A 13,037-nucleotide genomic window follows, 5' to 3' on the forward strand; every position below is an offset into this window, starting at 1 on the left:
GTGACTAACGAGTAAGTCACGGAAGTAACTTCCGCGCCATATTTGAACACCTCTAATTCCCGGCGAGTCAGGAGCTTTCGCTTCATCCTAAGTCACGTGACCAGATCCTCGCGCCAGTGTAGGAAAGTATCTAAGTTGCTATGACTCTGACCGAAGTATTTCCAGAGGGGATTGGTTGACTACGCTCCGGCTGTTGAACAGGCCAATCAGTACGGTGAGCAGGGAGATCATCAGGAACAGGATCAGGATGGGCCAGGGTTGCGGGGTGAAGCTGGTCTCGAAGGAGTACTTGGCCAGCGCCCAACTGCCTATGAGCGAGAGCACGATGCCGGTTCCCGCCGCCAGGGCGCCCAGGAAGAAGTACTCCAGGGCGGTAATGGCGAAGATCTGCTTTTTGTTGGCGCCCAGGGTGCGCAGCAAGACGCTTTCCTGCATGCGCTGGTATTTGCTGATGAGCACCGAGGAGATCAGGACCACCAAGCCCGTGATAATGCTGAAGGCCGCCATGAACTGGATCACAAACCCGATCTTACTCAGCAGTTCGTCCATCACGCTCAGGATCAGTTCCAGGTCAATGATGGAGATATTGGGGAACTGCCGCACCACCGCCTGCTGAAACTGGGCCGAGGCCTGCGCCGACGGTACTTTGGTAATGAGCACGTGGAATTGCGGCGCTTCCTCCAGCACGCCCACGGGGAAAATTACCCTGAAATTAGTTTGGATGCGGTTCCAGTCCACCTCGCGCAGGCTGCCCACCACCGTGGGAATGAGCGCCCCCTGCACGTTGAACACAATCTGGTCGCCCACTTTTACCTTGATGCGCTCGGCATAGTTGTTCTCAATGGACACCGGAATAGGATCGCTGGGCGAAGCCACGCGGCCCTGCCATTTGCCTTCCACGATGCGCTCGGTCTCGGTGAGGGCAGCCCGGAATGTGGACCTGATCTCGCGCTGGAACGCCCGGGGCGAAATGCCCGAGGTGCTGTCTTCCTTCACTTCGTCCACGGTCATTCCGTTGATCTCCTCAATGCGCATGGTCACAATGGGCACCTGCTGAATCACGGGCAGGCCCTGCTGTTTGGTGAGTGCCGCCACTGCCTCGCGCTGCCCCTGCTGAATGTCAAACAAGACCATGTTGGGCTGGTTTTCTCGGGCGGCCAGGGTAACCCGGTTCATGAGAATGGTCTGTACAAAGTAGAGCGTGCAGATAAACGCCGTGCCCAGGCCAATGGAGACAATGAGAATGAGCGTCTGGTTGTTGGGCCGGAACAGATTGGCCAGCCCCTGCCGCCACAAGTAACTCCACGACTCGGGGAAGAACCGCCGCACCGCCCACATGAGGGCCGCCGCAATGCCCGAGAGCACCAGGAAGCCCACCAGCACGCCCAGCGTGAAGTAAGCCGCCTCCTTCCACTTTTCGGTCTGCAGGAAGGTAAACCCAAAGATGAACAGCAGGATAAGCCCGTACACCATCCATTTAAGCGGGTCTTTGAACATACCGGTATTCTCCAGCGACAGGCGCAGGGTGTTCAGCGGCGATACGTTGCGGATGCTCACCAGCGGCAGCAGGGCAAACAGGAGCGAGATAATGAGCCCCAGGCCAATACCCTGGAACACCGCCACCCACGAAATGCCCACCGTGATCTCCATGGGCAACAAGTCCTGCAAGACCTGCGGCAAAAGCTGCTGCACCAGCGTGCCCAACGCCGCGCCAATAACGGAACCCAGCAGCCCAATGCCCAGGATCTGGATGACGTAGATGAGGAACGCCTGTACCGCGCTCACGCCCAGGCACCGCAAAATGGCAATAGACCGCAGCTTCTCCCTGATGTACACGTGAATGGCGCTGGCCACGCCAATGCTGCCCAGCAGCAGGGCAATAAAGCCCACCAACGACAAGAAGCTGGTGAGGTCTTTCAGGGAGCGGCCCATGTCTTCGCGCTGGGTGTCCACGGTCTCGGTGTTCAGGAACTCCTTTTCCAGGCGCGGCTCCAGTTTCTCCACCAGGACTTTGATGTCTACCTTGGTGTCAAACTTGTAGTAGAACAGGTAATTGATGCGGCTGCCCTTCTGCTCCAGCCCGGTCTGGGCCAGGTAGCGCAATGGAATGTATACCGCCGGGGCCACCGTGGCCGAGATACCCGTTTGCCCCGGCGCCTTGTTGAGGATACCGGCAATCTGGAACGTTACCTCCCCCACTTTGATGGAATCGCCCACGGCAACCCCAAACTGGAGCATGAGGGTTTTGTCTACCAGGGCCTGCTGACCGGTTCTAAAGGTTTGGGCCGCCTGGGTGGGCGTGGTCTCCAGGGCGCCGTAATACGGAAATTCGCCCTCCAGCGCGCGTACCTGCACCAGGCGGGTGCCCTGGCTCTTGGGGAACAGGACCATGGAGGCAAAGCTGCGCTCGTGCGAGCGGCGCGTGCCCAACGAATCCAGCAGGGGCATCATCTTGGGGTTCACCGGCCGGTTGCTGGTAATCACCAGGTCGGCGCCAATGAGTTCCTTGGCTTGCTCGTCAATGTCGTCGCGCAGGTTGTACCCGAAGGAAAAGATGGCCACCAGGGCCGCAATGCCCAGAATGATGGAAGAAATAAATAGAAATAACCTGGACCGGTTGCGCCGGCTGTCGCGCCAGGCCATCTTCACCAGCCACGGAAGATTGAGGTCGTTCATTGGGTTAATGTGCTAATGTGCTAATGAGTTAATGTGCGAATGGATCAATGTGCTGATATGCTGATGTGCTAATTTGTTAATGTGCTGATGTGCTGATGCGTTAATAGTAGGATGTGCGGATGGGAAAGTGCAGAGAAAGTATTAAGCTGATGTGGTAATGGGACCGTGTGCATCTGTAGCCTTCTGCTACTGCTATAGGGAAATAACGTTTAACCGAGTAGTAGCAAACCGCTATAGCGGGCTATTCTGGGGATCTTATTAGATTGACTTGACCCATCCTCAAATCAACACATTACTCCATTAACACCTCTCCCCATCAGCACATTACTCCATTAGCACATTACCACCGTTAGCACATTGAAAACTCAGCCATTCGCGTACAGAGCACTGGTCCGTTCATCAGACACCAGCTTGCCGCCCCGCATCCTCAGGATGCGCTGGGTCTGGGACGCCAGTTCAGCATCATGGGTTACCAGCACCAGGGTGGTGCCGGCTTCGCGGTTCAGGTCGAAGATGAGTTTTACCACTTTCTCGCTGGTCTCGGCGTCTAGGTTGCCGGTGGGCTCATCGGCGAACAGGATGCGGGGTTTGTTGGAAAAGGCCCGGGCCAGCGACACCCGCTGCTGCTCCCCACCCGACAGCTGGGCCGGGTAGTGGTGCGCCCGGTTGGCCAGGCCCACTTTGTCCAGCAGGTCCAGGGCCTGGGGTTTTATGTTCTTTTCGCCCCGCAGCTCCAGCGGCACCATCACGTTCTCCAGGGCCGTGAGGGTGGGCAGCAGCTGAAAGTTCTGGAAGATAAAGCCCACGTACTGGTTGCGCACCTGCGCCCGGGCGTCTTCGCTGAGTTGGTCCAGCCGGATGCCGTTGAGTTCCACCAGCCCCGAGCTGGAGCGGTCCAGCCCGGCACACAGGCCCAGCAGGGTGGTTTTGCCGCTGCCCGAGGGTCCCACGATGGAGACGGTGGAGCCTTCTTCCACGGTGAAGTTGATGCGGTCCAGCACGGTTAAGGTGCGGCCGGTGCTTTGGTACGTTTTGGTAAGGTCTTGAATATGGAGGATTGGCGTCACAAGTTTTTATTTGAGGAGGGAAGATCTGTTCTGGAGGCGTATACGCCCACGGCAAATTACGGAACAGGTTTTATAATCCATTGTTTAAACCTCAAACGTTCAAAACAAGTTATAAGTACTTTCTTTGCAGGAGAACCAGATTACGCCACACCATGTATAAACTTTCATTCATCTACCTGCTGCTCTGCGCCAGTCTGTTTAGCGCCTGTTCTGGAAAAAACGGAGCCGAAACGCCAGACCAACCCGGCGCTACCTCGGGAGCAGCAAAAAAGGAAGCCCCCCCTATGAAAAACATCCTCTTCTTTGGCAACAGCCTCACCCACGGCTACGGCCTTTCCCCCTCAGAGGCCTTCCCGGCCCTGATCCAGCAAAAGATTGACTCCCTGGGCCTGCCCTACAAAGCCATTAATGCCGGCCTGAGCGGCGAAACCTCGGCGGGCGGCAAAAACCGGATTGACTGGCTCCTGCGCCAACCCGTAGACGTGTTTGTGCTGGAACTGGGCGCCAACGACGGCCTTAGGGGCATACCACCGGCCGAAACCAAAAAGAACCTGCAGGCCATCATTGACAAGGTACGGGCCAAATACCCCGAGGCCAAGCAGGTCATGCTGGGCATGGAGGTTCCGCCCAGCATGGGGGGCAAATACGCCGGCGAGTTCAGGGTGATCTTCCGGCAACTGGCCACCGAGAACAACATGGCCCTGGTACCGTTTCTGCTGGAAGGCGTGGGCGGGGTACGTTCCCTCAACCAACCCGACGGGGTGCACCCCACCGCCGCCGGACAGAAAATCCTGGCTAACAATGTGTGGGAGGTTCTAAAAGAGGTACTATAACCCCTTTTGGGTCTACAAGTACGCCTGCGTTTTAGGTCTGATTCGGTGATTTCAGCCCTAAAACGCAGGCTTTTTTCTATCTTCCTCCTATCTTGTAACTTATGGCCAGTCCAGGGAGCCTGCCGCTAGGTATGGCCCAAGCTACCCAGGCTGAATATATAGCCAGTAAACCGAATAGGGTTCGGTTAATGTGTTAGTTAGCAGTCATTCATAAAAATGAAAAACATAATTTTATACTTCTCTTTGTTCTTGGTTGTCCTCTCTTGTGGAGAACCAAAGCCAGCTACCCAAGAAAAATCCTTTCCTAATCCAACAAATGGAGGAAACTGGTTCGTCAATATTAAAGAATCAGCCTATTACCCTTCACCAAACAGACCAATAGATCAGTTAGAGCTTGCCTACGGGGAAATTTCAATCGATTCGGCCGATGGATATAAAATAATCACAGCCAGAATGTGGACGAAAGATAGTGCCTTCAAAAGTTTGGCGCACATGGAAAACCTGAAGCACTATAAGAGGTTCTATATGGACACAACTACCAAAGAAAGCCTTTCCGATTTTGAGAATGGCTTTGAGGTAAAAAACATATCAAATGATACAGCTTATTTCAGGCTCAAAGTGAAAGACCTTAAAGCCTCTTCTGATGAACTTGAGGAAAAATGGTCAATTGCCATCCGCCACCGTTTCGAAAATTTAAACGGTGAGCCTTATGATACGGCCTTCTTCGCATGGTTTAAATCGCCTTGGAAAAAAATTAAATAATAACGTCTGCCAACACTGTATAAAAATCATGCTTCGGCCGACGGCCTCGCACGTTTTTTATACTAACCGTTATGCGTGATTTTAAAGAATTAACCAATTCAAAAACAAAAGATAAATAATGGGAATAGTCAACTTTGAAGCATTCTTACTAGCTTCCATTTTATTAAACCTAACCCCAGGAGCTGATACAATGTATATTCTGGGCAGGAGCATCTCTCAAGGGAAACAAGCCGGGCTATTATCCGCATTAGGTATTGGAACAGGAACATTGATTCACTGCATATTTGCAGTCTTAGGATTATCCATCATTATTGCTAAATCAGCTTTTGCATTCCAAATGGTAAAGTACGTTGGAGCTGCATATCTAATTTTTCTTGGGATTAAAATGCTAACTGCAAAAAACGAAAACGACTTTAAGCTAAATGAAAAGATTAAAACAGTAAGTAATAAGAAGATTTATCTCTCTGGAGTACTGACAAATGTCTTGAATCCAAAGGTAGCTTTATTCTTTCTGGCGTTTTTACCTCAGTTTATAAAACCAAGCCATATTGAAAACCCTATGCCGTTTTTGATTCTTGGATTAACTTTTGTGACTTCCGGAACATTATGGTGCTTGATTCTAGCTTTATTTTCATCAAAGTTATCATCTAGAATAAGAGAGAATTACGGCATAAAGAAATGGCTTGATAGAATAACGGGTGGAATATTCATTGTATTAGGAATTAGATTAGCCTTTTCCAAAAGGTAAATTAAGACAACACAGAAAAAACTACTCACAACCACGTGTAAACGGAAGCTTCGGCCAACTACCTTGGCTGCCGTTTAAACGTGTCCGTTTGCAGTAATTCTAAATTAGTAAGCTCAAGGATGAAGGCATATTGCATAGCTATACTACTCTTTACACTTGTTTCATGTAGCGAAAAATTAGAGAAAGAGCAGCTATATGGACATTATGAATTTAGTCATTGGAGTAAGGACACATTAGAATTGAAACCCGATGGCACGTATTACTTCAGAACATACCTCGACAACCGTAAATTAGACAACTCAGGAACCTGGAAATTAAATGCAGCTGGAAATGAAATCAATTTCGATAAATTTTCTTTTCTGGGAGAGGGGCTTCCAACAGGAAACTGGCACTCAAGGCTTAGAATTGACGGGAGTGAAACATATTTAATGTATGCTTCTGAGGAGAATATCTATTTTAAAAAGCTAACTTCTAAATAAAAAACTTCCATTAACATGGTGTAAACGTCAACTGTGGCCGACGACCTTCACCATGGTTTATACGAGACCGTTGGGGTTAATTTAAAACAAAAATAATGCTCCTTCTTCTTATCAAGTTCTTAGTAGCAGTAATCGGGCTAATCCTGATCATGCGACACTTGATTTTAGGAGTAGTCCAGCACAACAACTTACAAATCAAAAAAAGCGGGAAATTACTCTTGGTAATTTTGGGCTTCTTCACTTTAGCAATAGCGTTGGAGTTCGCTTTAAAGCAGTTCAGAAACAGAGGCTTAATTATGTATGCTTGGCGAGAAGCTCCGACTGGAGGGATATGGCTCAAACTCTATGACAATCAGGAATTCCACTTAGGCTACCTGCCAACCGACAAAGAAGCGGAAGGGAGGTTCAAATTCCATGGTGACACTCTTTTTTTAGAGGAATATAAGCCGAATGGGCTCTTGAAAGGAGGTGACAGAACCTCTTTGATTATTATGAATGGAATGTTAGTTGAAATAGATAGAAAGAGTCTTGGTACTCTTGAAATAACAATGAATCAAGTTAAGAAAGACTAACCCCCATTGTATAACCGCCAGCATTGTCCAATGGTATCGCTTGTTGTCTATACAAGACCATTATTGGCAATTTACAAATAATGAAAAAAGTAATCTTTGCCTTTTTACTCTTGGTTGCTGCATCCTGTAACAAAAGTAATCATGATAGAAACATACCATCTAGTGAGGCAAAAACAGGCGACACAAATTCTAAAAACACTTCTGCAACAAAAAAGGAACTCTTTAGAAAATTCTTAACCAAGTTCAGCCCTATTGGGCTTCCATACGTCTTTAGGGAAACCGGTGATTCGAGCGCGGATTACAAGGGCTTGAAGAAACTGAACAAGAACTCAATTGATACATTGTTTGCGAAGGCAGAATTCTTCGATGAAACCTACTGTTTGGGAATGCTCTCAGACACTTCCAATTTCTACGCCTTGGTTTTCCTGCAACCCGCCTCAGAGCATTACCCCGTTTTAGCGACTTATACCAAAGAAGGGAAACTTATAGGACAAGAAGACCTGATAAATGGCGCCTGCGGCTCAGATTGCGGACTGGTTGAATGTACAATGACTGGAATAATAATGAAAGACTTCTCAATCCTCAGCGTAGATAGTATCCGATACGAATATTCCTGTGATACAATTGGCAACCCCGTCCCCAATAGCGGAGAGCTGATAGTGATCAGAAAGAACGGAAGAGTACAGAGAAATGGGGAAATCCTAATGGACAAAGAGAAAAGAACCGAAACAAAAATTAACCCATAAATAGGTGTATAAGCCTTGTCACAGCCAAGGGCCTAGCACGCCTCATGCACGAGTCCTTCTATTTCGCCCACATTCCACCAGAAACCGAAAACCCAGTTCTTCTGATGACAACCCAAGCCGACGGTAGCGGAGAGAACTCACCAGACTCTACACTCTCCCAGAACTCAGAGAGGTACTATCATGGCACAAAAGCCCAGCTTACACCCGGTGATCTGATAGTGCCTGGGTTTGCGTCTAATTACGGTAAGCGAAAGAAGGCCGTGTATGTCTACTTAACTGCCACCCTGGACGCTGCGGTTTGGGGTGCCGAGCTTGCTGTGGGCGAAGGTGCCGGCAGAATCTACCTAGTAGAACCCACCGGTCCCATTGAAGATGACCCCAATCTAACGGACAAGAAGTATCCCGGTAATCCAACCCGGTCGTACCGCACCCGGAGCCCGTTGCTGGTAACCGGCGAGGTAAAAGACTGGCAGGGACACTCCCCTGAACAGCTCAAGGCCATGAAGGAGCACCTGAGGCACCTTGAACAGCTCGGAATAGAGGCCATAGAGGACTGAGCACCGGCGAAGATCAACCAGCCACCCTTCCACTAGCCCGCCAGATTAAAGTTCGGGCAGGCCTTACCCCTGGTAACTAAAAGCCAGGCTGCCGGCTATCTTCCCTCCGGGTGCTACTGCTTGAGCGGCATACTTCGGGATGCCTCAGCTGGTGAGTGGTCTGTCAAGGGCAATGATTTCAGGAGGTACCGGCCACTCCCCTCGCCGTCAGTATTGATTCTCCCACCAGCGCCTGGCCAGAAAAGAAAATCGTTGAGGAAGGGCGGGTAGCTACCTATTATCTTAAATCCCCAAAATCCAGATGCTTCCAAAAGCTTTCGTTTGAATGGTGACGCCCCATGGCTTTAGGGTAAGTCCTGCGTGCTTCACTTCCAACCACACCATCGGCACTAAAATAAAGCTAAACTGTTTATTGATAATCAATAATAAATTATTGATATTTGTTTTAAACTGTAAAGCGAATAGCCATGAAGACAAAAGCTCAATTGATTTTCACAACAGTGAATGTGCTGTTTTGGATCGTATTTCTGGGTTTGTGCATCAAAACGGGCGCCCTCCTCATCTCCTTTTTCGTGAGCCTGTTCATCAATCCGCAGGGGGCCCAGAACCTGCACCTGGGGCTGGACCTATTCAGCCTGCTGGCCTTTGACCGGTGGCACTATGTCTCCATGGTTTCCCTCGTGATTGCCCTATCGGCAGTAAAGGCGCACATGGCGTACCTGGTCATCAGGCTTTTCCTGCAACTTAACCCCAGACAACCCTTTAACATACACGCCGCTGCCCTAATCTCCCAGATAAGCGAGCTGGCCCTGGGCGCGGGAATCCTGGCCATTTTAGCCAATGCCTACGCCAAGTGGCTCCTCAAGAAGGGGATTGACCTGCAAAGCCTTTCGCAGTACCTGGACAACGGCGGCGAAATCCTGTTTCTGGCCGGTATTATCTTTGTCATTGCCCAGATCTTCAAGAAAGGGGTGGAATTACAGTCTGAAAACGAACTAACGGTATAAGCAGTGCCCATTATAGTAAACCTTGACGTGGTCATGGCAAAGCGGAAAATGTCGCTCAACGAGCTTTCTGAAAAAGTAGGACTTACCCTGGCCAACCTGTCTATCTTAAAAACCGGGAAAGCAAAAGCCGTGCGCTTCAGCACCCTTGAAGCCATCTGCAAAGTACTGGAATGCCAACCCGGCGATTTGCTGGAATTTCGGGAAAACGGCCCGTAAACAGAGGGAAGCAGCCTCCCTGGCACCAAAGCGAATGCTTATACCGGGCAGGGCTGTACAGGGCCTTAGGCAGTGGGGGCATATGTTATCTGTTTCCTGACCTCACACACTACTTCACATGTACAATAAGCTCCTCTACCTAAGTTTGACCTGCGCCGGAACGGTCCTGGCCTCCTGCGCGCAGCAGGTGGAGGAAGACAAGGCGCTCAAGGAAAAGCTACGCCACCTGGCAGACAACGTGCTTACCCATTCTGCTCCGGTCTATTTCAGCCTGGATAGTCTGACCACTTACCCCTGGGAGGAAGCCTTGTTCCTTACGCCCTATACCTCCCTTGACAAGGTAAACCCTACTATCCCGGCAGATTTAACGCCGCTTAAAAAGACCGGCATTGAGCTAGACGATAGCAAAACCGTGCTTGCCTTCATCAAGGCAGGGAAACTTGTCAGCTACGTAGAGGTGCCCCGGCAGCACGGTGACTTTGCTAAACTGCCTGATTCTGCAAGGGTGTACTACCCTGGTCGGGCGGCGTTCAGGATGGTGAAGGAGCGCGGTTGGGCGGTGGTGCAGAAAGTGAACGACTAAGGCAGCCCGAGGCCAGCACTTGGCCGAGGGGTGATTGCTCAAGCCAAACCTTTCCCTGGCAAAGCCCAGGCGTTTGCGCTCCAAAAGCTCCCCTTTACCACATTCTACTTTCTGGCTAAATTTGGCTTATTTTCCAGAAATCAGCTTCAAAACAGGCGTGCTTGCCACAGGGACGGCCCACCTAAACCAGAAACCACCGGGCAGATCCCTAAGCAACCGCGTTGAAACTTCTACCTACATCAGCATGCTGAACCAACTTACCACTGCCCGCCTCAGCCTGGCTCCCCTGTCCCAGGAAGACCAGGACTTTGTCCTGGAACTGGTCAATACTCCGGGTTGGCTCCGGTTTATTGGCGATAGAAAAGTACACACTTCTGAGGAGGCCAGCTGCTACATCGCTAAGATCAACGGCACCCCAGACCTCTACTACTGGGTGGCAAGGCTGAAGGACACTGGCGCCCCCCTGGGGATCATTACTTTCCTGAAACGCAATTACCTGCCGCACTTTGACCTGGGTTTTGCCTTTCTGCCCCAGTACACCGGGGCCGGGTACGCGCAGGAAGCCGCTGCTGCCGTTCTTTCTACCCTAAGCTCTATGCCCGGGCACGCCACCATCCTGGCCACCACCCTGCCCACCAACGAGCGCTCCATGCAATTACTAACAAAGCTAGGGTTCCGCTTCTCCCAGGAGCTGCAGGTGGGGAATGATCTGTTGCGGGTGTATGCGCACCACGCCAAAACTCCCGAAGTGCAAGTAGCAGAGGCAGACCAACCAGCGTAAAACAGGTTGACAGGAGCCAGCTCGCCCTACGGGTACTGTTCGTGCCTCACCTGCGGGCAGGAAGCGCTAAAGGAAAGTCGCCCCATACACACACCATCAGCTGCCGAAACTAAAACCTAGCCCTTACCAAACAGGTTGTTGCCCATGCATACCGTACAAGCCGTCACCCTCCGCAGGTTAACCTTTCAGGACGAAGTCTCCCTGGCCCAGCTGGCCAACAACAAGAAGGTGTGGGAGAACCTGCGGGATTATTTCCCCCATCCGTACGCCGTGGAGCACGCCCACCAGTTCATTCGCCTGGTGCAGGAGGAAAACCCGCCCCTTACGTTTGCCATCACCTGTCATGACCAGTTGTGCGGAGTCATCAGCCTGGTCAGGCAAACCGATGTGTACCGGTTTACCGCCGAAATTGGCTATTGGCTGGGCGAACCCTTCTGGCACCAGGGCATCGCTCCCCGGGCGGTGCAGCTCATTACGGCGTACGGGTTTCAGGAACTGGGCTTGGCCAGGATCTATGCCGGCATTTTTGAGTACAATGCCGCCTCCATGCGGGTGCTGGAGAAATGCGGCTACCAGAAGGAAGGGATCTTTAAAAAGGCCATTTTCAAGAATGGCAAGTTCTGGAACGAGCACCGGTACGCCATCGTGCAGGGCTAGCCACCCGCTCCTTTGGAGTAAATGCCCCCAGAGTATCCGTAGAGGCTTTTTCCGCCAAGGCCTAGGTTCTGTGCCGCTGGCTACGGTCTGTCTGCTTTTGGTGAAATCGGGGAAGATAGGCGAACCAGTAAATTTACTCACCGGGCCATCTAAAAACGGGGACACTGTAGTCTTCCCTGCTGCTGGTATCCACCAAATGCTTATCTTAAAAGCTGCTAGGAGGCTGTTGCCTCTCAACCACTCCCATCAATGCCCCTTACCACATGCTGAAACCCCTTGCCCCCTTTCTCTTTTTGTTAACCGCGAGCTTTACGGCCACCGCCCAGAAACAAGTGGAAGTCTCCCCAGACCGCAACGACCAGGCCATTTTCGCCCGGCTTCCAGAACGGCTCCTGCAGTACCAACTACCAGACTTAACCCGGTCAACCGCCCAGCGGTACCTGCGCCTGTGGGGCTCAAACTCGGCTCTGGATGTGTGGCTGGAGGCCGGAAAGCCCCACGCCCGGCTCACCCAATGGATACGGCCCGCCAACCCGGTGGTGCAGAAAACTGATTTGCCCCCTGACGTAGCCCAACGCCTCCTGGACACGCTGGAAGCCCACCGGCTGGAGGAAATACCAGACGATGACCGTTGGGGAGTAGACGGCAGCCACGTCACCTTTGAAGTAGCCACCCCTAACACCTACCGGCTCTTTAGTTACTGGAGTCCGGGGGCAATGACTTCCTCCCGCCGAAAAGAAGCCCAGCAGGTGGCAACGCTGGTTACAACCATAAACCAGATGGTTGACCTGCCGGGACATACCCACCGCTTTTTAGAAGCATTGGAGCCCGGCGGCTATCCGTGGGGAATGGGCAGCATCACCGTGGACCGTTTTCTGCCCAAAAACGCAAAAAGGTCCTCTTTGTACAAAACCGTAGAAAACCAGCTGAAAACCGACCTGCGCCTTACCACTGAGACCAGCTCGCGCCAATTTCCCCTGGTGCTGCTCAACGGCAAGCCCGCGTACTTGCAAGACCTCAATCGGTATGAACTAGACCAGGTGAAAAGCCTGCAAATCATCGGGCGGCAAGAGGCTCAGGCCGCGGGCCTTTACGGTACCATGGGCGCAAACGGGGTGGTGAAAGTAGAAACCAAGTAACCAACAAGCTCCGGTCTCTATCTCCTCGATCTGAGCACCCAATCCCAACCCTTACGGGGAAGGCTTTCTGCCTAGTTTTAGGGGTATTTTGGTGAAAACAGGAGAAAAACGCCTGGCCCAAGCCGGTAAACGCAGCGGAAATTCTCACGCCTCCTAGTCTCCTAGGCTTGGAAAGAGCGCCCAAGGACTGGCTGCCTAGCCATAAGTCCCTGTC

General features: G+C 51.6%; 15 protein-coding genes. 13 read left to right on the plus strand and 2 right to left on the minus strand.

All coding sequences use genetic code 11. The features are described from left to right. Positions 1–138 precede the first annotated feature (138 nt). Both JT718_RS12660 and JT718_RS12665 read right to left on the minus strand, forming a co-directional pair. The gene (locus JT718_RS12660; protein ID WP_205503075.1) at positions 139–2,676 is read right to left on the minus strand and encodes an ABC transporter permease; all 2,538 of its coding nucleotides are present in this window, start codon (positions 2,674–2,676) and stop codon (positions 139–141) included. A gap of 365 nt (positions 2,677–3,041) precedes the next feature. Then, on the minus strand, positions 3,042–3,743 hold the full coding sequence (locus JT718_RS12665) for an ABC transporter ATP-binding protein (protein ID WP_205503076.1): 702 nt from the start codon (positions 3,741–3,743) through the stop codon (positions 3,042–3,044). Between the two features lie 284 nt (positions 3,744–4,027). On the opposite strand from JT718_RS12665, the gene JT718_RS12670 reads away from it, so the two are divergent. The 13 genes from JT718_RS12670 (at position 4,028) to JT718_RS12730 (ending at position 12,823) form a co-directional block, all read left to right on the plus strand. Continuing rightward, on the plus strand, positions 4,028–4,576 hold the full coding sequence (locus JT718_RS12670) for an arylesterase (protein WP_374729168.1): 549 nt from the start codon (positions 4,028–4,030) through the stop codon (positions 4,574–4,576). Between the two features lie 216 nt (positions 4,577–4,792). Continuing rightward, entirely contained in the window at positions 4,793–5,338 is a 546-nt protein-coding gene (locus JT718_RS12675) for a hypothetical protein (RefSeq protein ID WP_205503078.1), read from the plus strand. A 118-nt stretch (positions 5,339–5,456) separates the two neighbouring features. Further along, positions 5,457–6,086 carry a LysE family translocator gene (locus JT718_RS12680; protein WP_240337075.1) on the plus strand — a complete coding sequence of 210 codons (630 nt, stop codon included), beginning with the start codon at positions 5,457–5,459 and terminating at the stop codon, positions 6,084–6,086. 119 nt (positions 6,087–6,205) lie between these two features. Then, positions 6,206–6,565 carry a hypothetical protein gene (locus JT718_RS12685; RefSeq protein ID WP_205503079.1) on the plus strand — a complete coding sequence of 120 codons (360 nt, stop codon included), beginning with the start codon at positions 6,206–6,208 and terminating at the stop codon, positions 6,563–6,565. A gap of 95 nt (positions 6,566–6,660) precedes the next feature. After that, entirely contained in the window at positions 6,661–7,137 is a 477-nt protein-coding gene (locus JT718_RS12690) for a hypothetical protein (RefSeq protein ID WP_205503080.1), read from the plus strand. A gap of 80 nt (positions 7,138–7,217) precedes the next feature. After that, positions 7,218–7,883: a hypothetical protein gene (locus tag JT718_RS12695; RefSeq protein ID WP_205503081.1), complete on the plus strand. Its 666-nt coding sequence runs from the start codon at positions 7,218–7,220 to the stop codon at positions 7,881–7,883. A gap of 104 nt (positions 7,884–7,987) precedes the next feature. Beyond that, a complete protein-coding gene (arr, locus tag JT718_RS12700) occupies positions 7,988–8,440 on the plus strand; it encodes an NAD(+)--rifampin ADP-ribosyltransferase (protein ID WP_205503148.1) in 453 nt (150 codons plus the stop codon). Positions 8,441–8,907: 467 nt separating this feature from the next. Continuing rightward, complete coding sequence (locus JT718_RS12705) at positions 8,908–9,447, plus strand: DUF2975 domain-containing protein (protein WP_205503082.1); 540 nt, start codon at positions 8,908–8,910, stop codon at positions 9,445–9,447. A gap of 3 nt (positions 9,448–9,450) precedes the next feature. Then, positions 9,451–9,663: a helix-turn-helix domain-containing protein gene (locus tag JT718_RS12710; protein WP_205503083.1), complete on the plus strand. Its 213-nt coding sequence runs from the start codon at positions 9,451–9,453 to the stop codon at positions 9,661–9,663. Between the two features lie 118 nt (positions 9,664–9,781). Next, positions 9,782–10,246, plus strand: a complete 465-nt coding sequence (locus JT718_RS12715) for a hypothetical protein (protein ID WP_205503084.1) — start codon at positions 9,782–9,784, stop codon at positions 10,244–10,246. A 244-nt stretch (positions 10,247–10,490) separates the two neighbouring features. Beyond that, the gene (locus tag JT718_RS12720; RefSeq protein WP_205503085.1) at positions 10,491–11,027 is read left to right on the plus strand and encodes a GNAT family N-acetyltransferase; all 537 of its coding nucleotides are present in this window, start codon (positions 10,491–10,493) and stop codon (positions 11,025–11,027) included. A gap of 144 nt (positions 11,028–11,171) precedes the next feature. Continuing rightward, positions 11,172–11,684: a GNAT family N-acetyltransferase gene (locus tag JT718_RS12725; protein ID WP_205503086.1), complete on the plus strand. Its 513-nt coding sequence runs from the start codon at positions 11,172–11,174 to the stop codon at positions 11,682–11,684. 263 nt (positions 11,685–11,947) lie between these two features. Next, positions 11,948–12,823 carry a hypothetical protein gene (locus tag JT718_RS12730; protein WP_205503087.1) on the plus strand — a complete coding sequence of 292 codons (876 nt, stop codon included), beginning with the start codon at positions 11,948–11,950 and terminating at the stop codon, positions 12,821–12,823. Positions 12,824–13,037: the final 214 nt, after the last annotated feature.

It is taken from the genome of Rufibacter psychrotolerans, assembly GCF_016924645.1.
In the GTDB taxonomy this organism is placed as follows: domain Bacteria; phylum Bacteroidota; class Bacteroidia; order Cytophagales; family Hymenobacteraceae; genus Nibribacter; species Nibribacter psychrotolerans.

What these genes read in the sequence shown, in the direction of transcription:
- JT718_RS12660 (WP_205503075.1), bottom strand. Translation starts at nt 2,676, where the DNA reads ATGAACGACCTCAATCTTCCGTGGCTGGTGAAGATGGCCTGGCGCGAC.
- JT718_RS12670 (WP_374729168.1), top strand. Translation starts at nt 4,028, where the DNA reads ATGAAAAACATCCTCTTCTTTGGCAACAGCCTCACCCACGGCTACGGC.
- JT718_RS12675 (WP_205503078.1), top strand. Translation starts at nt 4,793, where the DNA reads ATGAAAAACATAATTTTATACTTCTCTTTGTTCTTGGTTGTCCTCTCT.
- JT718_RS12680 (WP_240337075.1), top strand. Translation starts at nt 5,457, where the DNA reads ATGGGAATAGTCAACTTTGAAGCATTCTTACTAGCTTCCATTTTATTA.
- JT718_RS12685 (WP_205503079.1), top strand. Translation starts at nt 6,206, where the DNA reads ATGAAGGCATATTGCATAGCTATACTACTCTTTACACTTGTTTCATGT.
- JT718_RS12690 (WP_205503080.1), top strand. Translation starts at nt 6,661, where the DNA reads ATGCTCCTTCTTCTTATCAAGTTCTTAGTAGCAGTAATCGGGCTAATC.
- JT718_RS12695 (WP_205503081.1), top strand. Translation starts at nt 7,218, where the DNA reads ATGAAAAAAGTAATCTTTGCCTTTTTACTCTTGGTTGCTGCATCCTGT.
- arr (WP_205503148.1), top strand. Translation starts at nt 7,988, where the DNA reads ATGACAACCCAAGCCGACGGTAGCGGAGAGAACTCACCAGACTCTACA.
- JT718_RS12705 (WP_205503082.1), top strand. Translation starts at nt 8,908, where the DNA reads ATGAAGACAAAAGCTCAATTGATTTTCACAACAGTGAATGTGCTGTTT.
- JT718_RS12715 (WP_205503084.1), top strand. Translation starts at nt 9,782, where the DNA reads ATGTACAATAAGCTCCTCTACCTAAGTTTGACCTGCGCCGGAACGGTC.
- JT718_RS12720 (WP_205503085.1), top strand. Translation starts at nt 10,491, where the DNA reads ATGCTGAACCAACTTACCACTGCCCGCCTCAGCCTGGCTCCCCTGTCC.
- JT718_RS12725 (WP_205503086.1), top strand. Translation starts at nt 11,172, where the DNA reads ATGCATACCGTACAAGCCGTCACCCTCCGCAGGTTAACCTTTCAGGAC.
- JT718_RS12730 (WP_205503087.1), top strand. Translation starts at nt 11,948, where the DNA reads ATGCTGAAACCCCTTGCCCCCTTTCTCTTTTTGTTAACCGCGAGCTTT.